Genomic DNA, 18,518 nt, shown 5'->3' with positions numbered 1-18,518 from the left:
GTTTTTCAGGTCAGTTTATCCACAATTGATCTGAATAAAAAGGGGGTGTTGGCTTAACCATGGGACCTGAATCCTGGTCGGGCAATATTTTTAATTAATTTTTCAACTCAAATAAAATGGACTACTGACATAGGGTTGTCACCCGGGCACATTTATTTTGTGTCTATTAAAATCAACACAATGAATCTTTCCTCAATTCGTATTATTACTGCCGACATTAAGCGGCTTGTTCAGTTTTATGAAATCGCCACCGGAATGCCATTTACATGGTACACTGATGATTTTGCTGAAATGCGAACGTCCTCAGGAGCTTTAGCTATAGGAAGTACCCGCACTTTGGCTTTTTTTGGCGGTGATGATGTTGCCAGTGCCGCCAGTAATAAGTCCGTTATTATTGAGTTCCTGGTTGATGATATGGATAACAAATACCAGCGATTATCTAACATAACTGGTATAGACATTGTACAAGAGCCAACAACAATGCCATGGGGAAATCGTTCGATTTTATTCAGAGATCCTGACGGTAATCTGGTCAATTTCTTTACACCTATGTCACAAGAAGCCCAAAAAAGGTTTCATGAAAAATAACATGACGGGAGTCTTTTCTTGATCGGAGATGTTTCTCCGGTCTTTTGTTTTATAGTCATCTGTGCCATCTATCGCTACCAATCCAACAGTGATTATGACGGCAGAAAAAATTGCTGACCAAATCATTAAAACACTTCGGTATCGTATCCCTAACGTATAAAGCTATATAGCGACGAGACCGTTTCCTTTTTGACACAGCTCACTTATCTTTACATTTAACGCAACTGAAGCTATACTTATGGACGTTACCGAAATAATAGACCTGTTTAAAGAAAAAGCAGATACCAGGTATCACGAAGGTATGCTGCGCTTTGGTATTGATAATGAAAAAGCGTTGGGCGTTAGAATACCCGAAGTCAGGAAACTGGCCAAACTGATAAAAAAGGAGCATGAATTGGCCCTGCAACTATGGGATACCGGCATACACGAGGCACGTATCCTGGCATCATTAGTTGCCGACCCAAAGCAGGTTACTCCTCAATTAATTGACAGCTGGACAAAGGATTTTACAAGCTGGGATATATGCGACCAGGCATGCGGCAACCTGTTTGATCGTACTCCCTACGCTGTAGAAAAGGCACTGGAGTTTAGTAAGCATGAAGAAGAATTTATTAAACGCGCCGGTTTCGTACTGATGGCCGAATTAGCAGTACATGACAAAAAAGCCGATGAGATGATTTTTATTCAATTCTTCCCTGTCATAGAACGCGAGGCATGGGACAAGCGCAACTTTGTAAAGAAGGCTATTAACTGGGCATTACGGCAAATTGGCAAGCGCAACCAAATATTGCTACCCTTAGCTATACAATGTGCAGAGCGTATTTTATTGCAGGATAGCACAACTGCTAAATGGATAGCGGAGGATGCATTAAGAGAATTAACCTCTCTCAAATCTTCCCGTAAGAAAAGGCTTTAAGATTGCACCCCGGCAAAAAACGCGAAAAGTTATCTTTTTTTCCTTTTGAAAATATTTTTCACTTTACACCACATGGTATGGTGATGACCATTTATTACACTTATAGCGCCTCCCCGCGATTCTCTATGAATAGTAGAGTTAGAAGCAACCACATCGATGCCTGCAAGATTACGTTGAACTGGTACCAGTCGAATAATTGGAGTGGTAGATAACTTTTCAAATTCATAACGGACTTCCTGCGTCTCATATCCCATAAAGCTATATTTCAGATTAAGTGATTGTCCCCTGAAGCTCCCGGGTATATTTAAATGGAATCTTCCATACTCGTCAGTGATTGTTCCCTGACTAGTTCCAACAAGCATCACGGTTGCTCCCAATATCACATCCCCGGTATAAGCGTCAAGTATCCTTCCCTCAAAGAAATCTGGTTCCTGTAATTTCGATGAATCATTGACGGACCGACTGATCGTTGCTGGAAGCGACGTAGCTTTACTTTTATCTGGCAGGAGAATTGTCAATAAAGATGTTAACATGGCTGCCGGAAGCCAGTTTCGCTTATGAGGAACAGCGAGCTCACGGTCCAACTGAGTAGGCAAAAAATTTCCGCAGATCTTTTCATCCTTATGATTTTCAATAAATAACACAATCTGCTGGTCGGAGAATACTGAAAAATCAACCACCTTCTTGTTACAATTCATACAGAACCGACCATTTCCTTCAGCTGTCATTTCATGCCAGGGCTGGTCACATAGGTTGGGAATACTTACTTTCAATGACTTCTTTTTAATACTCATATGAAAATAATAAATAATTCTGATTTAAATAAACGGCGCCTCACTTTAGGAATGTTATTGAATAGCAAATCATTCTTAAATTATTCTACACAAAAATCAGTTACTAAATACTGGTGGGTACCTGACCAAGATATATCTAAACAGGGTGCTTATTTTTCTTCGTATAAGCAAAAAAATCCCCGAATTGTTTAGTAAACAATTCAGGGATCATTTATAATAAAGTGATACTAGCTTTTTGCGCTATGCGTCATTTTACCAACATACGTACCGGTAACGGTATGCTTGCTATATTTAAGATTGTAACTTACTCCGTAGCCATCATCTGTCTTTTTAACAGTAACAACGCCACTCACCAGCTTATCTAATATAGCTCCCGACTGCGGACTAGCTACACCATTTTTATAAGTATATCCAAGATATACAGCTGCGTATTTGAAGTTTTTAATTGGATTGTATCCTACAGAGTCTGTGCTGGAATAGGTATAAGTCTGGCCATCTGCCAGTATCATTGAGTCAAGATGAATATATACCTGACTTGCAGTACCTGTAAAATTGCTTGTTACAGCATCTGAAAAGATAAATCCATTTGAATATTCACTTCCGAGAGTAGTAAGTATGGTGGTATCACCCTTGCCTTCACCCATAGTGAATGAACTTACAGAGGCAAGTGTTGCTTTGTCATTTTTTTTGCATGCAACTAAAAGCAAGGTTGCTGAAAGCAAACCAAGTCCTAATTTTTTCATAGGTTTTGTGTTGTTTGAATTGTGATTTACGGTTTTCTGATATGGTATAAAATATTTGGCCGGTTAACTATAATTATAGTTTTTTGCTAATTGCGATGCAAATGTATGATAAATTTGTAATCTGTATTCGGTTGCTTAGTAATTAAAATATTTTTGTTTTTAAATTATTTCCTTAATATCCGACCTGGTGGCAAAATTTCTAAATGCCTCATTACTAAACAAAAAGCACACATGCTGACAGAACAGAAAGTTATTATTATCCAGCAGGAACTTCGGCAACGGGTGATATACGATGAATTGCCAGCTATTATAAATGTCATTGCCTGTGTTGATGTAGAATACGCCAAAGAAACTTGTATATTTTCTTTATTTACCCGAGGGAGAAAAAGATGAATAAAAAGGGATGCCGTCCAAATTGAACAGTCATCCCTTTTTATTTCTGAGATTCACAGACATCGTTTCACTAACTACCGATTGTGGTGATCCTATTAATTTTAGTTTATATTTCGTTATTGTTCTGTTCGATCAGTGCCACCATCTTTGAATTAAAGGTTGTTAGATCTGTTCCCAACTTGTTAAAAAAATCCAGATCGACAGTTTCTACACAGATAATGGCTTTTTGCAGTACCATTTCTCCATCCGGGGTCAGTTTGATAGTCTTCGCCCTGGTATCTGTCGGGTGCTCATGGCGGGTGATGAATTTCTTCTCTTCCAGTGTCCTCAATACTTTTGATACCATCATCCTGTCCGCATTGCCCTGATTGGCTATATCAACCTGCGTAACCTTATCACTTTCCCTGGATAACCAGGCTAGTGCACAGAGCAGTGCGAACTGGGTATGCGTCAGGTCCAAAGGATCTAAGACACGCTTTTGTTTCCTCTGCCATAACATGGTCAACTGTCCCAGAAGATAACCCGGACTGTCTTCGGGCTTTTTAAAATGAAATTCAATTTTCTTGGGCATAGTCTTTTTGCAGCATTTGTGAAGAAATCAGTTCAAAGTCATGCCGGTTGATCAAATCATCCTTACGCATCCTTTTCAAAGGCGATGCCTTTCCATGGCAGGTCTGGACAATCCCTTCTGTAATCCCGGTTTTGACATGGTCCTTCGATGCCACGATGATCCAGTATTTTGTATCCCTGGTCATATCGATATAATTAGTTTGATTTCAGAAAGGTGATGTTATATCCGTCGGGGTCTTTGGCAATAAGGATTTTCCCGAAAGGTGTTGCCTGGACCGGTCCCAACAGATTCACATTCTTTGCTAATAACTGGGTCTGCAGGTCCTCTATTTCCCCATCGATTGCGAACCAGAGCGAGGTACCAATGCCCAGTTCTTTTCCCTCCAGGTTACTGATGGGCGTTCTAATGGCAAAACTTGCCTCACCCTTGTTGTATCGAAAAATACATGCTCCGGGGGTAGGTATTCCAGCTTCCTCAAACCCTAGTTTTGTGGTGTAAAATTCTTTCGAGGTTTCAAGATCCCTAACTTGAAGGGATGCAAATTCTAATTTTCTCATCGAGCATATTCTTTTGTTGTCGCAAATATAATATACGCGACAACAATAGCCTAATGTTTTATTAATTATTTTACAAACTACCCTTTCCTGGTTTTAAATTGCTATTCCATACTTCGTTGTCAAATGATTGTATATTTATAGTAACTATTATGATAGATTTAGCTCATGCTGAGAATCAAATTCGCTGTGTCACGAATTTTCAGGACCTTGTTTCTACGCCATTTAATGGAGAAATTAATGCGATTTGTTGGACTCGTAAACTACCAGGTGATTTTTCTGAGATTGTTAAAAAGGTAGCGCTAAGCGGAAATATAACGGCAATTGAACAAGAGGAACTTCGTGAACTTCAGTTGAGTGAACAAGGGCAACTTGCCCGTGAAATTCTTTTAAATGACCTGAAGGTATTGAAAGCTCATGGCGCATCGCCAGTCCTTAATGTGATCAAATACTATGATCGGGATGATGCCTACCCTTTTTTTCCAACCGATGTTTATTCTTTTCATGTAGATCGCTCTCCTATACCAATCGATACCTTTTTATGCACTTACTATGGCGAGCCGAGTGAAATATTGCCAAATTCACAAGGCAAAAAGAAAGTACTTATTCCAGAAATACGTGATGAACTCAAAAAACTATATCATGGAGCAGATGAAGGTTTTGAATCATTCTTAAGTGAACATTTCTTTGATCTGCATTATCAAGCTGAACCTAATGCACATCCAATAAACTTAGGCCTTGGTAACCTATGGAGGTTGGCGGTTGATCATCCTGAAAGTCAGGTTCCTCCTTGTCTTCACCGTGCGCCAAAGGAAAAATCCGGACAAAATAGGTTGTTGATGATCTGTTGAACACAAATCCTTAATATCAAGACGATAAAATTTAAACGTAAAAACTGTTGACTGCCCTCCCCTCTCCATTTTTTAATATCTTCTCGATTATACTAATACCGGAGCATTAAGTCCGGCTTACGATTTGCTGAATCTTAACCTTTTATTTCCCAAGGACGAGTAAGAAATGTAGTTGTTGCTAATGGGAAAAAGAATATTGAATTAATTTGTCAGATTCAAAATTGTCCTTATCTTTAGTGTACAACATATCTACTACACTATGATACTTCTTAATAAATTTTGCTTTGGATACAAAGCAAACAGTTTATTATACGATAATCTACAGCTTTCCCTTGAAACAGGAAGGATCTATGGATTACTCGGAAAAAATGGAGCGGGTAAGTCAACATTGTTAAAAAACCTGATAGGCCTGCTTTATCCGTCATCTGGCACCGTCTCTGTGAATGGTTTTAATCCTTCTGACCGCCGGCCATCCTTTTTAAGGACTATCTACTTTATCCCGGAAGAAGTATACGTACCTGCATTGACAATTAACAGTTATGTAAAAATTTTCGCTCCGTTTTATCCTGCTTTTGACCGTACAATGCTCAATACATATCTTGAAAAGCTGGACGTACAAACTGATAAGAAACTAAATACACTATCCTTCGGGCAGCAAAAGAAATTCATTATTGCCTTTGCACTGGCCTGTAATACAAGTGTATTGATTATGGATGAACCTACGAATGGTCTCGATATCCCTTCCAAGAGAAGATTTCGGAAACTAATATCTTCTTCCATGCATGATGATAGAATCATTTTTATATCTACTCATCAAACGCGTGACCTCGAAAATCTTATCGATCAGGTTGTTATTGTAGATAATGGTGAGTTGGTGCTGAATGCGCCGGTAGAGGTTATTAGTCAAAAACTTTCATTTAAAATAGTGGAAGAAAATTATAACGGGCAACCCATCTTTTATGAAGAAGAATTATTGAAGGGACGTGCTGTTATTATAGAAAATACTGATGGTATAGAAAGCCAGATCAATCTTGAACAACTCTTTAATGCAGCAACGGAGAACCCTGTAATGGTAAAAGCTGTTTTTAATAAATAACACATTTCGATCTTATGAATGACATACTTAACTTAAGCCGTTTTGGATGGCTTATGCGGAAAATTTTTCTTGAAAAAACTGCATCGGTTTTAGGATCCATGTTGTTGTGTTTCATTGTTACTTTTATATTCTATGGTATGACAATGCTTCTGCAGGGAATTTCTGAAGCGCAAAATGATGCCTTCCTGGTTGGGCTTACATTGGGAGGAGCGCTGATAGCATCAGTTGTATTTGGCTATTTCAACAATGATGCAGCAGGAGTTTCCTTTCTAACCTTACCAGCTTCTGTGTTAGAAAAATGGTTATCAGGTATAATGATTATCGGGCTTTACTTTTTCCTTTTCCTTGTTTATTTCCGTTTGATAGACCTGGCATTTGTTGCACAATATCATCACAATTTAAATACTCATTCGCCTTATTACAAGGAGCAATACGAATTGGTAAACATTATACCCTTTACAGGTTCTACAGCCGCTCAAAACTTTATGATGTTTTTTAATTTTACGGGTATCATGATGCTGGGTGCTTTGTTCTTTAATAAAGCGGCTTTTATTAAAACAGCCCTGGTGATCTGTTCTATTCTGGTCGTAGCTTTTTTACTCAATCTGTTAATTATAAACTTACTTATTAAGAATGTGCAGACTGCTTTCCCCTTTACTGTAGTATGGATATGGGTAGGAAAAGAACGTGCCCGGCTGGAACTTTTTCCGGAAAATGCAGATAAAGTAAAAATCATTTTTAGGTTTGTGCTTCCTGCTGTACTTTGGGCACTTTCTTTACTCAGATTAAAAGAAAAAGAATTTTAAAACATTATAATGGTTTTTAAAGACAGTCCTGCCATATACATCCAGATTGCATTGTATATGTGCGAACAGATTCTGCTGAAGAAATGGAAGTCAGAAGAAAAAATTATAAGCATCCGTGATTTAGGTGAATTGGTTGAGATAAGTCCTAATACAGTACAGCGGGCATATGATTTTTTACAGCAACGAAATATTATTGCTAATAAACGGGGTGTTGGTTTCTTTATTGATCCGGCAGCAGAAGAAAACATCTTATCCTTTCGCCGGGAACAATTCCTGGAGTATGAACTGCCTGACATGTTACGCAACATGTACTTGTTAAAAATTGATATAAAGCAGGTAGAAAAATTATACGAAAAATTTGTAAAGAATAATTTTCAAAACAAGAAATAATGAAATGGACTAAAAAAATCCTTATCGGGATCATGCTGGTATTATGCTGTAGCATGGTGGTTTCTGCCTTCATGTTAAAAAAGGAATACGACAAAAATGATAAAGGAGAAATATATTTCCTTTACGGAACAATCCTCGAACAACCATTCAGGCATCTTGTAATTACGGGAGGCAATATTTCCAATATTATCTATGAACCATCCGCCAAACCTTCTGTGCGCGTATTCAAGCAATGGTGGGGTTATCATGATAAAAGAGTAACTACGATGGTGCGAAATGATACACTATACCTGTATTTTCCTGACAAATACAAAGACCTGTATGAAAAAAATCAAATTAAAAATGGTAACATGGTGCGCATTTTTTCTCCTGAGTTAATATCCGTTACCGGTTCAAATACTAACTTAAGATTGCTGAAGCTCAATCAACAGGACCTAACCGTTAATATTTCAGGAAAATCAAATTTTGAAGTAGAGAGCTTGTCCTATAATTTTGGTAATATTTCAATCAAAGCTTCCGATACAACAGCCGTAGTTTTTGAAATTTCACCCACTTTAAAAAAGGCAGGAACAGAAAATGAAAATGAAATTCCTGCTGATGTAAAAGGATGGGATGCTTTTCATATTAAAAATCTTATTGCCGAAGTGTCTGGTAATTCGTTTGTAGATGTTGGGCATGCACAAATCGATTCAATTGATTTCAAAGTTTCTGATACTTCAGCAATTGTTCTTTCAGGTGGTACGATCAAAAAACATTTTCCTGGTAACAGATAAATGAGGGGCTGGCGGGCTTCTTATTTTCAACAGCTCCCAACCACATGGCATCAGAGCTAATAATAGCGGAGACAAAGTACGCATTGCCCAATATATTTTCCCCGCTACCGGGTACAGAAAACAATAAACCTGCTACTATAGCGGCTTTATTGTTTTCTGTGCATTACCTTTTTCCTATAACCTAAGAAGATCATTTATATCTGTACAAACAGTTCTTCTTTCGGTCTTCTGAATTTCTTCCTTGCTGATGCCGGGTCATCACTATGCCGGTAGCCAATCGCTGCAATGACACAGGCATTTAACCCTTGTTCGTTCAATCCCAGAATTTCGTTGAATTTGCCGGCTTGAAATCCTTCCATCGGACACGCATCTATTTTAAGTTCGGCAGCTCCGGCTATTAAATTAGCAAGTGCAATATAAGTCTGGCTTTTCAACCAGCTCGTTCTTTCAGCGGGGCTTTTTCCAGTAAGTTCGTTTTTTATGAAATCTCCATACTCCACGACGGTTGAACGGCTTACCTGCAGTGTATCAGCTAAGCGGGTGATAAATCCATCCACGTCGTCATTCGTAAAGGAAGTATAATTACAAATGACGAATAGATGTGAGCAGTCAAGGATTTGGTGCTGATTCGCATAGGAAAACAGTTCTTCTTTGATCCTCTGATTTTCAATGATCAGTACCTTGTACCATTGCAGGCCATAAGAAGATGCAGACAACTGAATAACATCTTTCAATTGTTCCAATGCTTCCGGTGGAATCTTTTTAACAGGATCAAATTTCTTTGTTGCATACCGCCAGTTCAGGTGTTCGATGAGTTCCACGATATTATTTATTAGACCTTAGTGTATAGTTAGTGAACAGAAAATCGTCTGTAAATCCCAGCCGGGCATAAATACCTTTTCCCAGGGCGGAAGCTTGCAGAACACAATGGGAGGCATTGTTGTCTATGGCAGTGTTGATGAGCGTTTTCATGATCTCTTCAGCAAACCCCATTTTACGCATTTCGGGCATTATGCCTACTGCATGGATACCTGCAATACCTTCATGAATATGAAGCAAGGCAGTTCCGATGACAGTGTTTCCCAGAAAGGCCAGATAGAACTGCACTTTATCGCAGCATCGTGCAACTATGTCTTCATTGATCTGATAACCAAATGGAATTGCAAAGGTGTCAACCCACTGTTTGCTTTGTTCCCTGTTTTTTACTGGTATCAGCTGCAGCCTGTTTTCGTATACAGCTTTTTCCTTCATATAAAGTGACATACCTGTCAATTGGGATCGCTGCTCCATCCCTTTGGAAACAAACATGTCATAATTGTCGCCCCAATAAGAGATCATGAGCTTTTCTTTCCCATTATGTATTTCATTGATAACGTCGTCCAGTACCTCCGGAGTGAAATCGTGCGACCATAATCTGTTTGGCCAGTCAGAGAAGGGGATATAGCAATAACTATAGCTTCCTTTGTTATAATTAGTATTAAAAGGCTCATTTACCTTCGTCCATAGTGAAAGGATGTTCTCAATGTTTTTTTCTTTCAGATTCATAGCTCACTTTATATTGATTAATAATATTCCTGCCATCAGACATGCTACGCCTGCAATTTGTTTCAGGGTAACAGGTTCGGGCGGCAGGTTCAGCCAGCCCAGGTGCCCGGCAAAGAGGGAGAACAACAATTGTCCGCACAGCCCTATAGATACCACCGTTGATATGCCCAGTCTCGGGATCGTATAGTAATAGAGACTGATACCGATGACACTGAATAGACCGCCTATAAACCACAGGTAAAAAGGAATGGTCCTTAACGCTGATATACCGGGGTAGTGCCTGGTCGTAGTGGTAACATATAAGACGGCAAATACAAAGCTGAAGGCTGATGCTGAAATAGCTGCCAGTAAGGGGCTTTTAAGGAGCATGCCTAGCCTGGAATTAAATCCGGCCTGTACCGCAAGAAATATGCCCCCTGCAAAGGCTATTACCGAAAATAGTATCCTCTCCATTGCTGATATGCTTTGTTCTGCACAAAGTTGACTTATTCGGACTAAATACGCCTTTACATATGTTGATTGAAGCAGTTTTATTTTAATTCTTTCCTGATCCTGCTTAGTTGGGTGGGAGTAATACCAAGATGGGAAGCTATGTCCCGTAAAGGGACTCTTTTATCGATATCGGGTGATTTTTCCAGCAATTTTAAATATCTGGTGGAGGCTGTTTCTGTTACGATGGATACTTCTCTTTGTTCCTTTTCTATGATCCACTGTTTTTCAAGGTAGGCGATATAGAAGTTCTTCAGATCATCGTGTTTATAGATCAGTTTTTTAAATTCCACATAGTCAAAGGTGATCAAAATACAGTCTTCCAGGGTTTGTAATGTAAATTCGGAAGGAGTTCTACGCAATAACGACACAGTTGAGCCAACCAGGTTACCTTCAGTAAAGAGATTCTTATTATAGGTGACTCCGGTGTCACTGATGAAATAAGCCTTTATAACACCTTTACAAAGTAAATGAATGTTACGGGCTATCTGTCCCTGCCCTACAATAATGGCATCCCGGGAGAAATTTTCAATAGCCAGAATGTCAATCAGGTGCTGAAATGACTGTTCGGTGATGTCAGGGTAATGCGCCCGAAATGTAGTCTTCAGCAGGCCAATGTATTGTTGTTCTCTATTTACATCATCCATCGCCTGCAAATATAATATTTTATCCTTGCCAGTTTAATGGATGGAGGCTATAGGCGCCAGTCACATGGTCAGCTTATCTGACTGCGACATTGTTTACCTGCTATCACGTTTTGATGTTTTGATTTTTGCGCATCAATGATATAACATGTGGTTACTCCCCCAATACTTTTATATGATTACCTTCAGTAATTAAAATACCCCTGGCACCTCCTGCCGGGCACACTAGTGGAAGAGGAGGTTCAATTACTTTTGACGCTCTGAGTAATGATCCACTATCGGGCTCCCCTTTTTGCATTTCGAACAATCTACTATTAGCTTTTATCAATTCACTATTAGGTTGGTTGTTATTTTTTTGATACTTTGGTAATCATCATCTTGAATTCCAGTTATTGATTAACCCAGCAGACTTCCACGATGAAACAGGACTCCTGAAAGGATTGTCCACCGGCGATCAGGCAGCTTTTAAAGCGCTGTATGATAAATACCATCATGGGCTGTACCGTAAAACTTTCCAGATACTTCATTCCTCTCCGGAAACGGAAGATATAATCCAGGAGGCATTCATTACACTCTGGGAAAAACGCAAAGAGATTGATATAACCAGACCATTAGGTCCCTGGCTTTTTACCATTACATTTAACCGTGCAATTAATCATCTCAAAAAGAAGTTGCGTGAAAAAAGCAAAGCGGCGAAAGCCTGCCTGCAACCTATTATCGATAATGATTTCCTGACTGTCGAAAAACAGTGGAAGTTACTGGAAACTGCCATCAGCCAGTTATCTCCGCAAAAAAGACGCGTATTTGAGCTTTGTAAGATGGAAGGCCGCACATATGAAGAGACCTCACAGCTGATGGGTATTTCCAGACACACCGTAAAGGAATACCTGGGAGAAGTTATGCATATATTAAGGGAGTATATACGTAAGCATGTGAGTTATGATACTCCCCTGCTTCTTTTCCTGCTGATGGAAATTCTTTGAAAAAATCCCCTCTTCTACCCCCCCCTTTATTATTACCAGTTGTATTAATATAAATAAAGGTACCCTGACATTTGAAAAGCGATCAACAAAGATTAAAAGAGATTCTGTCGTCGCCGCACCGCAGTACGGAAGATGAACAATGGCTGCAATCATACCTGGAATCTACAGATGCTGCGGAACTCCGGGAGCAGGCTGCAGACATTTTTCAGGAAAACCTGCAGCAGGGTAACCGTTTGCCACAGGATACTTCCATGCGTATGTGGGATAAGATCCAGCAGCGGGTTGATGCTATAGAAAAACGCCATTACCGGAAATACTGGTGGCTTGCAGCAGCCGTGCTTGTGCTTGCAGTTATAACTTATCCATTGCTGCAAAAACAGCAGCCAAAGCCCCTGGCTGTGGTCACATCTGTAATAAAGCCTGGCGGCAACAAAGCAGTATTGACACTTGCAGATGGCTCCAAAGTAGTATTAACTGATACTGCCAACCAGGTGATTAAAACCGGTAACATAGCTATTCGGCAAAAGCAGGGTGAATTGCAGTATGAGAGCCAGGGTAATGAAGCTAATGCATTTAATGAGCTTACGACGCCTCGTGGTGGCGTGTTCCAGGTAAACCTTTCTGATGGCAGCCATGTATGGCTCAATGCGGCATCATCTCTTAAATACCCATTAAAGTTTAAGGATAATCGAACAGTAATACTGAACGGACAAGCATACTTTGAAATTGCACACAATGCTAAGCAACCCTTCATTGTAAAAGCAGGTGAAATGGAAGTACAGGTATTGGGAACCAGTTTTGACATTATGGCCTATAAAGACGAAGAGGTAGTGAACACTACCCTGATAGAAGGAGCGATAAAAGTATCACAGGGAAGTGCATCTGCCTTACTGCAAACCGGACAACAATCAAAACTGAACCCTGCCACCGGAAAAATGGAAGTACAGACTGTTAACCTGGAAAATGTACTGGCCTGGCGCAATGGAAAATTTGAACTGGAAAATACCGACTTGCCAACCTTCCTGCGGCAACTGGCACGATGGTATGATATAGAAATCGCCATCGAGGCTCCGGCAAGGGAGGTAGCCCTTAAGAAATTCGGTGGCCAGATAGGCAGAGATATGAATCTGCAGGACCTACTAACAATACTGCATCTGTACGGAGTTGAGTGCAAACTTGAAAACAGAAAGCTTACTGTGCTCTCCGTTCATTCCTAAACAACCAAAATTACCGGCACCCAATGTAAAATCAACTATAGTCCATCACACAATTCCACTAATCTATGCATCCATATTACTTCACCGGAGCATCGCGTACAGCGGTGCCCAGGACATTGCCATCCCATAACCGGCAATCGATTGCTGATAAACATGGCCACGAAAAACATACAAAATCATCCAGGATTATGCGCATTACTTCTATCCTCTTACTGCTGACAATGATGAATATCTATGCAAGCGGCATTTCCCAGAATATTACTATTACTGTTAAAAATGAACAGTTAAAAACTGTGCTGAAAAAAATTGCTAAACAGGCAGGCGTATATGTTGTGTATGAAGAAAAAGAGCTGGTTACTGTTACTATTGCACCTGTATCGTTACAGGTAAAAGATGTTTCACTAAAGCAGGTACTGGACCTGTGTTTCAAAGATCAGCCACTGAGCTATAGCATCATCGGCAAAACGGTAGTGGTAAAGAAAAAGGAGTTTATCAAAGACAGCTTTTCCAACGTGCCTCCTCCGCAGGAAAAGCTTCTCAGAGTTCTGGGACGTGTCCTGGAAGCTAAAGATCCACCCGGGCCCCTGGTAGGTGCTACCATTAAAGTGAAAGGCAGTAGCAAAGGTGTCACCGCAGATAATGACGGGGTTTTTGAACTACATGTACCCAAAGGCAGCACACTGGAAATCTCCATGATCGGCTATAAGCCACAGGAATACATCGTGAATGCAGAGCAGGCAAACCTGATCATCTCCCTGAGAGAAGATCTTAAAACCTTAGACCAGGTAGTAGTAACAGGCTTTGGTACACAGAAGGTAAAAAATATAGCCAGCTCTGTTAGTATCGTTAATATGGGGAATGTGAAAAACAAACCTGTTGTGCAACTCTCCCAGGCACTTCAGGGTGGCGGCACTGGCATTGTGGTGTCTCAAACCACCGGGCTGGTAGGTGGCGACCAGGCAAACATCCGGATACGTGGAGTAGGCACACTCCTCAATTCATCACCACTGGTACTCGTGGATGGTGTACCATTTGACATGAATAACCTGGACCCTAATACCGTTGAAAGTATTACAGTATTGAAAGATGCAGCTGCCGCTTCTATGTATGGCGCCAGGGCTGCCAATGGCGTAATTATCATCACCACCAAACGTGGCGTTGCCGGGGTTCCAAATATTGAATACAACGGATACTATGGTATTCAACAACCTCAATATATGCCCCACTTCGTAGATGCTGCCACCTGGATGCAAATGAACAATGAAGCGATGAAAAATTCCGGCGGCAATCCAATTTACAGTGACTCAACCATACTCATGACGCGAAACGGCAGCGATCCGGTTAAGTACCCTAACACCAACTGGCCCGATCTGGTATTACGCAATGCCATTCCAATACAGCAACATTCCATCCTGGTTTCCGGCGGTAATACCGCGGCAAGGTTCTCCCTCTCCATCAATCAAACATGGCAGCAGGGGCATGTAAAAAACTCCGATTACAGTCGTACTACAGTACGTGCCAATACTACCGTAGACCTGATGAAGAACTTCTTCATTTATATGGACCTTTTTGCTTCACGCAATGTTCAAAATCAACCCTATGCGACTAATAGGTATACCACCGATATCTACCGGCGCATCTACACCATACCACCAAATATCATTTCAAAGTATCCGGGGAAAGAGGAAAATCCTGATTACACTTACTACGGCATTTATGGCGAGAGCTGGAACCCTGTAGCTATGCTGGAAAAAGGTGGTACCCTGAGCAAAACACGGGATGAGGCTTTACTCAACATACGCCCGCAATGGAATATCCTGCCAGGGTTGAGCCTGAAAGGACAAGCCAGCTATCGCATAGCTTCCGGTATAGACAAGGCAGATCAGGAATCTTATATCTTCTTTGACTACTATACCAATCGTACTGCCGGTGTAAACTATCCAACGGTTAAAACCGCCACGCTTACAGCCAGAGAAAGTTATCTGTACTTTGGGGGCAACCTGGACTACAACCACGATTTTGGCAAACACAATGTAAATGCTATCGCTGGTTATACACAGGAACTACGCACTTACGACTCGTGGAAAGATGTGGCACTGCGTTCCATATTTGCAAAAGTATTTTATACCTACGACGACCGTTACCTGTTTGAAGCCGGCTTACGCCGCGACGGTTCTTCCCTGTTCGGCGATGGTAAAAAATGGGGCATATTCCCTTCTGTTGCTGCAGGCTGGAATATTGACAAGGAAAATTTCTTCCATGTTAAGTTCCTTGATGCCTGGAAACTTAGAGGTTCCTGGGGAGTGCTGGGTAATAATAACGTAGATCCATATCTCTACCAAACAACCATCGAAGCAGGTAATGGTACAGAAACAGTAATTGGAAACCCCAACCTGAGCTGGGAAAAAGTAAAGGAACTGAATGTTGGTACAGACATACATTTCAAAGCAGGTATCAGTATCACTGCTGAATGGTATAACAAACTGACTACCGACATGATCATCACACCACAGCCTAACTACACGGCTGGTACTGGTATTGGCACCGACAACAACGGAGCCCCTGTTAACGTAGGTAGCGTGAGAAACCGCGGACAGGAGATCAAGATATCTTACCATAAATCATTTGGCAATAACTTCATCTTTGACGCAGGCATAGGTTACAGCAAGAACAAAAGTCAGATCATTCATCTTACCAACAATGGTCAGCCAATCATCAGCAGCAATACCATCATGCATGAGGGTGGCGCCTTAAGAGAGTACTATGGTTATGCCACGCAAGGATTACTGCAGCAGACTGATATCGATAACCCTAAGATTCTTAAAATAAATGGTCAGGCAGCTGGTGATGTTCACTTTATAAATACCAATGGAGATACCATCATCAACAATCTAGACCGGGTATCACTGGGCAATACAGAACCTACTGATATCTTCTTCTTCAACCTTGGTTTCAATTTTAAAGATATAGACTTCCAGACTTTATTATCGGGAGAATCCGGCGCCCCCTTATTTTACAGCGGCAACCTGGCCATACCATTGAATATTGGTGGAGAAAGCGGCACCCCACAAAAATCACAGATGGATTACTGGACGCCACAGAACACAGGCGCCTCACGTCCGCGGCTGACACCCACACCAGGCACCAACGCCAACTTCTCTGATTTCTGGCGTGTAAGCGGCAAATACGTGCGTGTTCGTTATATACAACTGGGTTATACGCTGCCTGCACCTTTAGTCAGAAAAATAAGGGCTAAAATGCTGCGTGTGTACTTCAATGCACAAAATGTACTCACCTTCTCGAAAGTAAAATTGTTTGATCCTGAAAGTGGTGGTAATCAGAATACAGTGCCATTGCTGAAGACATACACTTTCGGTCTTAACCTTAAATTCTAAAAAAACAGGATCATGAAACATATTCATAAAAAAATATTTACCTCTCTGTTTGTGTTAGTCCTGCTTTGGGGCTGTTCCAAAGATTACCTCAACAGGGACAATCCTACTGCTACCACCGATGAAAAATGGTGGCGGCTGGAGTCCGACCTTTTCAATTACCTGGAAGTAATCTATAATAATCAGATGTCGCCCGGAGCCTTGATCACTTCTTCTTCCTACCAGGCAAACTGTCGCATACATATGAGCGGCATTACAGACGAATCAGTATTCCGGGCCAATTTCGGTAGCTGGAATAGTTATCCGCTGGGGGCAGTTACATCGACAGATAGTTATCTTTCCGATATTTATCGTCAGAATTATAAAGACATACGTAATGCTTCCCGTATATTGGAAAACTACTCACGCATTTACATGGAAAACGCGGTAGTGAAAGAGCAACGTGCTGCAGAGGCAAGGGCACTGCGGGCAAGGGCACACCTTAACCTGTTTCTTTTCTATGGCCCTATACCTATTGTGAGTAAAAGCCTGGACCCGGAAGAAGGTGCGTCTGTGCCACGCAATACGCAGGAGGAAGTAGTAAATTTCATTGCTGCCGAATTAGATTCTGCCGCGGGAATACTACCTGCATCCTATCCTACCAGTGATGCTTACCGCATTTCAAAAGGAGCCTGTTATGCCATGCAGGTACAATTATTTCTCAGCATAAAAAATTATGCAAAGGCGATCGAATATGCCAGGAAACTTATTAGCCTGGGAGTATATGACTTGCACTACAGTACCGCCCCTGGAGTTAACAGTTATGCTCAATTATTTACCTATGATGCATTGGAAAACAAGGAACGCATTCTCTTCCGCCGTACCGGTAACTCCGGTGCATTTTTCAGACTGGCACCCAAAAGCCTGTCCGGGCAAGCCTGTAACGGCCCTACCGCTGCCATGGTAAATACTTACGAAACGCTGCAAGGCCAAACATTGCAAGAGCTGGGAGCCGACAGCCTGACCTATTACTGGAGAAATCCCTTGTACAAAAATAACAGAGATCCGAGGTTGGCGGCCAGTATTCTTTTCCCGGGGCAAACGTTTGTAAACCGTCTGCTGGACCCCTTCACCGCAGGATCAGTGGACCAGATCGGGGCAACACAATCTACACAAACTGGTTTCTGGGTAAAGAAATACGTCGATGCCAAAGATGTGTCCCGCAATAATGCCGGTACATTAAACTTTATGATTATCCGCTACGCTGAAATATTACTGAGTTATGTAGAAGCACTGGTAGAATCAGACGACTGGCAAAATCCGGATGTGTTGCTGTATCTCAACAAGATCCGCAAAAGGGCAGGCATGCCTGATGTAAATACTGTAGTGTATAATACACAGGAAAAAATGCGTGAATTATACCGCCGGGAAAGAAAAGTAGAACTGGCATTTGAGGGCACCCGCCTGTTTGATATACGCCGTTGGAAGATAGGAGAAGAAGTGTTGAAAGGGCAAGCAATGGGCGCTATCAATCCCAACACAAACCAGCCGGTAATTGTGGAAAACAGAATATTCGATCCTGAACGCGATTACCTCTGGCCTATTCCACTGGTAGAAATCAATGGCAATCCGGCAATGAAGCAAAATCCAAAATGGTAATTTTCATATAACATCTTTATAATCCAGGCTATTTGATTCGAAAATCTACCAGCAGTTGTTACTTTGTTACACCGATGTTACCATTACTTTTCGATACAAAGTCACTAAAAGCATGCTGATTATTCCTAAAAGTGC

20 protein-coding genes are annotated in these 18,518 nt (G+C 41.1%); 11 read left to right on the top strand and 9 right to left on the bottom strand.

What is annotated here, in order from left to right; translation table 11 throughout:
• Positions 1-180 precede the first annotated feature (180 nt).
• Together BM176_RS24955 and BM176_RS24950 are read left to right on the top strand one after the other, a co-directional pair.
• Positions 181-588: a VOC family protein gene (locus tag BM176_RS24955; RefSeq protein ID WP_090107072.1), complete on the top strand. Its 408-nt coding sequence runs from the start codon at positions 181-183 to the stop codon at positions 586-588.
• Positions 589-826: 238 nt separating this feature from the next.
• Complete coding sequence (locus BM176_RS24950) at positions 827-1,504, top strand: DNA alkylation repair protein (protein ID WP_090107071.1); 678 nt, start codon at positions 827-829, stop codon at positions 1,502-1,504.
• Positions 1,505-1,533: 29 nt separating this feature from the next.
• Here BM176_RS24950 and BM176_RS24945 read toward each other — a convergent pair whose 3' ends face one another.
• The 5 genes from BM176_RS24945 to BM176_RS24920 all read right to left on the bottom strand — a co-directional run bounded on the left by BM176_RS24945 (position 1,534) and on the right by BM176_RS24920 (position 4,562).
• On the bottom strand, positions 1,534-2,298 hold the full coding sequence (locus BM176_RS24945) for a carboxypeptidase-like regulatory domain-containing protein (protein WP_090107070.1): 765 nt from the start codon (positions 2,296-2,298) through the stop codon (positions 1,534-1,536).
• A gap of 227 nt (positions 2,299-2,525) precedes the next feature.
• On the bottom strand, positions 2,526-3,041 hold the full coding sequence (locus BM176_RS24935) for a hypothetical protein (RefSeq protein ID WP_090107068.1): 516 nt from the start codon (positions 3,039-3,041) through the stop codon (positions 2,526-2,528).
• Positions 3,042-3,540: 499 nt separating this feature from the next.
• The gene (locus tag BM176_RS24930; RefSeq protein ID WP_090107067.1) at positions 3,541-4,005 is read right to left on the bottom strand and encodes a MarR family winged helix-turn-helix transcriptional regulator; all 465 of its coding nucleotides are present in this window, start codon (positions 4,003-4,005) and stop codon (positions 3,541-3,543) included.
• The gene (locus BM176_RS24925; protein ID WP_090107066.1) at positions 3,989-4,189 is read right to left on the bottom strand and encodes an EVE domain-containing protein; all 201 of its coding nucleotides are present in this window, start codon (positions 4,187-4,189) and stop codon (positions 3,989-3,991) included. Before BM176_RS24925 ends, BM176_RS24930 begins: the two co-directional genes overlap by 17 nt.
• A 10-nt stretch (positions 4,190-4,199) precedes the next feature.
• Positions 4,200-4,562 carry a VOC family protein gene (locus BM176_RS24920; protein WP_090107065.1) on the bottom strand — a complete coding sequence of 121 codons (363 nt, stop codon included), beginning with the start codon at positions 4,560-4,562 and terminating at the stop codon, positions 4,200-4,202.
• A gap of 149 nt (positions 4,563-4,711) precedes the next feature.
• Between BM176_RS24920 and BM176_RS24915 the strand changes: the two genes are divergently transcribed.
• The 5 genes from BM176_RS24915 (at position 4,712) to BM176_RS24895 (ending at position 8,475) form a co-directional block, all read left to right on the top strand.
• Positions 4,712-5,410, top strand: a complete 699-nt coding sequence (locus BM176_RS24915) for a DUF1826 domain-containing protein (protein ID WP_090107064.1) — start codon at positions 4,712-4,714, stop codon at positions 5,408-5,410.
• 259 nt (positions 5,411-5,669) lie between these two features.
• On the top strand, positions 5,670-6,506 hold the full coding sequence (locus BM176_RS24910; protein WP_090107063.1) for an ABC transporter ATP-binding protein: 837 nt from the start codon (positions 5,670-5,672) through the stop codon (positions 6,504-6,506).
• Between the two features lie 137 nt (positions 6,507-6,643).
• Positions 6,644-7,312 (top strand): hypothetical protein, encoded by a 669-nt coding sequence (locus tag BM176_RS24905; protein ID WP_143097918.1) that lies wholly within the window; start codon positions 6,644-6,646, stop codon positions 7,310-7,312.
• 9 nt (positions 7,313-7,321) lie between these two features.
• Entirely contained in the window at positions 7,322-7,702 is a 381-nt protein-coding gene (locus BM176_RS24900; RefSeq protein ID WP_090107061.1) for a GntR family transcriptional regulator, read from the top strand.
• 71 nt (positions 7,703-7,773) lie between these two features.
• Positions 7,774-8,475: a hypothetical protein gene (locus BM176_RS24895; RefSeq protein WP_143097917.1), complete on the top strand. Its 702-nt coding sequence runs from the start codon at positions 7,774-7,776 to the stop codon at positions 8,473-8,475.
• Between the two features lie 194 nt (positions 8,476-8,669).
• Here BM176_RS24895 and BM176_RS24890 read toward each other — a convergent pair whose 3' ends face one another.
• The 4 genes from BM176_RS24890 to BM176_RS24875 form a co-directional block, all read right to left on the bottom strand.
• Positions 8,670-9,296: an NAD(P)H-dependent oxidoreductase gene (locus tag BM176_RS24890; RefSeq protein WP_090107059.1), complete on the bottom strand. Its 627-nt coding sequence runs from the start codon at positions 9,294-9,296 to the stop codon at positions 8,670-8,672.
• A gap of 4 nt (positions 9,297-9,300) precedes the next feature.
• Positions 9,301-10,020 (bottom strand): GNAT family N-acetyltransferase, encoded by a 720-nt coding sequence (locus tag BM176_RS24885; protein ID WP_090107058.1) that lies wholly within the window; start codon positions 10,018-10,020, stop codon positions 9,301-9,303.
• 3 nt (positions 10,021-10,023) lie between these two features.
• On the bottom strand, positions 10,024-10,473 hold the full coding sequence (locus BM176_RS24880; RefSeq protein WP_090107057.1) for a DMT family transporter: 450 nt from the start codon (positions 10,471-10,473) through the stop codon (positions 10,024-10,026).
• 77 nt (positions 10,474-10,550) lie between these two features.
• Positions 10,551-11,156 (bottom strand): Crp/Fnr family transcriptional regulator, encoded by a 606-nt coding sequence (locus tag BM176_RS24875; protein ID WP_090107056.1) that lies wholly within the window; start codon positions 11,154-11,156, stop codon positions 10,551-10,553.
• A 389-nt stretch (positions 11,157-11,545) separates the two neighbouring features.
• Between BM176_RS24875 and BM176_RS24870 the strand changes: the two genes are divergently transcribed.
• The 4 genes from BM176_RS24870 (at position 11,546) to BM176_RS24855 (ending at position 18,383) form a co-directional block, all read left to right on the top strand.
• Positions 11,546-12,136: an RNA polymerase sigma factor gene (locus tag BM176_RS24870; RefSeq protein ID WP_090107055.1), complete on the top strand. Its 591-nt coding sequence runs from the start codon at positions 11,546-11,548 to the stop codon at positions 12,134-12,136.
• A 71-nt stretch (positions 12,137-12,207) separates the two neighbouring features.
• Positions 12,208-13,353 (top strand): FecR family protein, encoded by a 1,146-nt coding sequence (locus BM176_RS24865; protein ID WP_090107054.1) that lies wholly within the window; start codon positions 12,208-12,210, stop codon positions 13,351-13,353.
• Between the two features lie 65 nt (positions 13,354-13,418).
• On the top strand, positions 13,419-16,748 hold the full coding sequence (locus BM176_RS24860) for a TonB-dependent receptor (RefSeq protein ID WP_090107053.1): 3,330 nt from the start codon (positions 13,419-13,421) through the stop codon (positions 16,746-16,748).
• Between the two features lie 12 nt (positions 16,749-16,760).
• Positions 16,761-18,383: a RagB/SusD family nutrient uptake outer membrane protein gene (locus BM176_RS24855; RefSeq protein ID WP_090107052.1), complete on the top strand. Its 1,623-nt coding sequence runs from the start codon at positions 16,761-16,763 to the stop codon at positions 18,381-18,383.
• The last annotated feature ends 135 nt before the right edge of the window (positions 18,384-18,518 follow it).

This window comes from Chitinophaga sp. CF118 (assembly GCF_900112615.1).
In the GTDB taxonomy this organism is placed as follows: Bacteria; Bacteroidota; Bacteroidia; order Chitinophagales; family Chitinophagaceae; genus Chitinophaga.
The sequence above is the reverse complement of the archived record's forward strand: the minus strand, read 5'-3'. Positions and strand labels throughout refer to the sequence as shown.

What these genes read in the sequence shown, in the direction of transcription:
- BM176_RS24955 (WP_090107072.1), top strand. Translation starts at nt 181, where the DNA reads ATGAATCTTTCCTCAATTCGTATTATTACTGCCGACATTAAGCGGCTT.
- BM176_RS24950 (WP_090107071.1), top strand. Translation starts at nt 827, where the DNA reads ATGGACGTTACCGAAATAATAGACCTGTTTAAAGAAAAAGCAGATACC.
- BM176_RS24945 (WP_090107070.1), bottom strand. Translation starts at nt 2,298, where the DNA reads ATGAGTATTAAAAAGAAGTCATTGAAAGTAAGTATTCCCAACCTATGT.
- BM176_RS24935 (WP_090107068.1), bottom strand. Translation starts at nt 3,041, where the DNA reads ATGAAAAAATTAGGACTTGGTTTGCTTTCAGCAACCTTGCTTTTAGTT.
- BM176_RS24930 (WP_090107067.1), bottom strand. Translation starts at nt 4,005, where the DNA reads ATGCCCAAGAAAATTGAATTTCATTTTAAAAAGCCCGAAGACAGTCCG.
- BM176_RS24925 (WP_090107066.1), bottom strand. Translation starts at nt 4,189, where the DNA reads ATGACCAGGGATACAAAATACTGGATCATCGTGGCATCGAAGGACCAT.
- BM176_RS24920 (WP_090107065.1), bottom strand. Translation starts at nt 4,562, where the DNA reads ATGAGAAAATTAGAATTTGCATCCCTTCAAGTTAGGGATCTTGAAACC.
- BM176_RS24915 (WP_090107064.1), top strand. Translation starts at nt 4,712, where the DNA reads ATGATAGATTTAGCTCATGCTGAGAATCAAATTCGCTGTGTCACGAAT.
- BM176_RS24910 (WP_090107063.1), top strand. Translation starts at nt 5,670, where the DNA reads ATGATACTTCTTAATAAATTTTGCTTTGGATACAAAGCAAACAGTTTA.
- BM176_RS24905 (WP_143097918.1), top strand. Translation starts at nt 6,644, where the DNA reads ATGACAATGCTTCTGCAGGGAATTTCTGAAGCGCAAAATGATGCCTTC.
- BM176_RS24900 (WP_090107061.1), top strand. Translation starts at nt 7,322, where the DNA reads ATGGTTTTTAAAGACAGTCCTGCCATATACATCCAGATTGCATTGTAT.
- BM176_RS24895 (WP_143097917.1), top strand. Translation starts at nt 7,774, where the DNA reads ATGTTAAAAAAGGAATACGACAAAAATGATAAAGGAGAAATATATTTC.
- BM176_RS24885 (WP_090107058.1), bottom strand. Translation starts at nt 10,020, where the DNA reads ATGAATCTGAAAGAAAAAAACATTGAGAACATCCTTTCACTATGGACG.
- BM176_RS24880 (WP_090107057.1), bottom strand. Translation starts at nt 10,473, where the DNA reads ATGGAGAGGATACTATTTTCGGTAATAGCCTTTGCAGGGGGCATATTT.
- BM176_RS24875 (WP_090107056.1), bottom strand. Translation starts at nt 11,156, where the DNA reads ATGGATGATGTAAATAGAGAACAACAATACATTGGCCTGCTGAAGACT.
- BM176_RS24860 (WP_090107053.1), top strand. Translation starts at nt 13,419, where the DNA reads ATGCATCCATATTACTTCACCGGAGCATCGCGTACAGCGGTGCCCAGG.
- BM176_RS24855 (WP_090107052.1), top strand. Translation starts at nt 16,761, where the DNA reads ATGAAACATATTCATAAAAAAATATTTACCTCTCTGTTTGTGTTAGTC.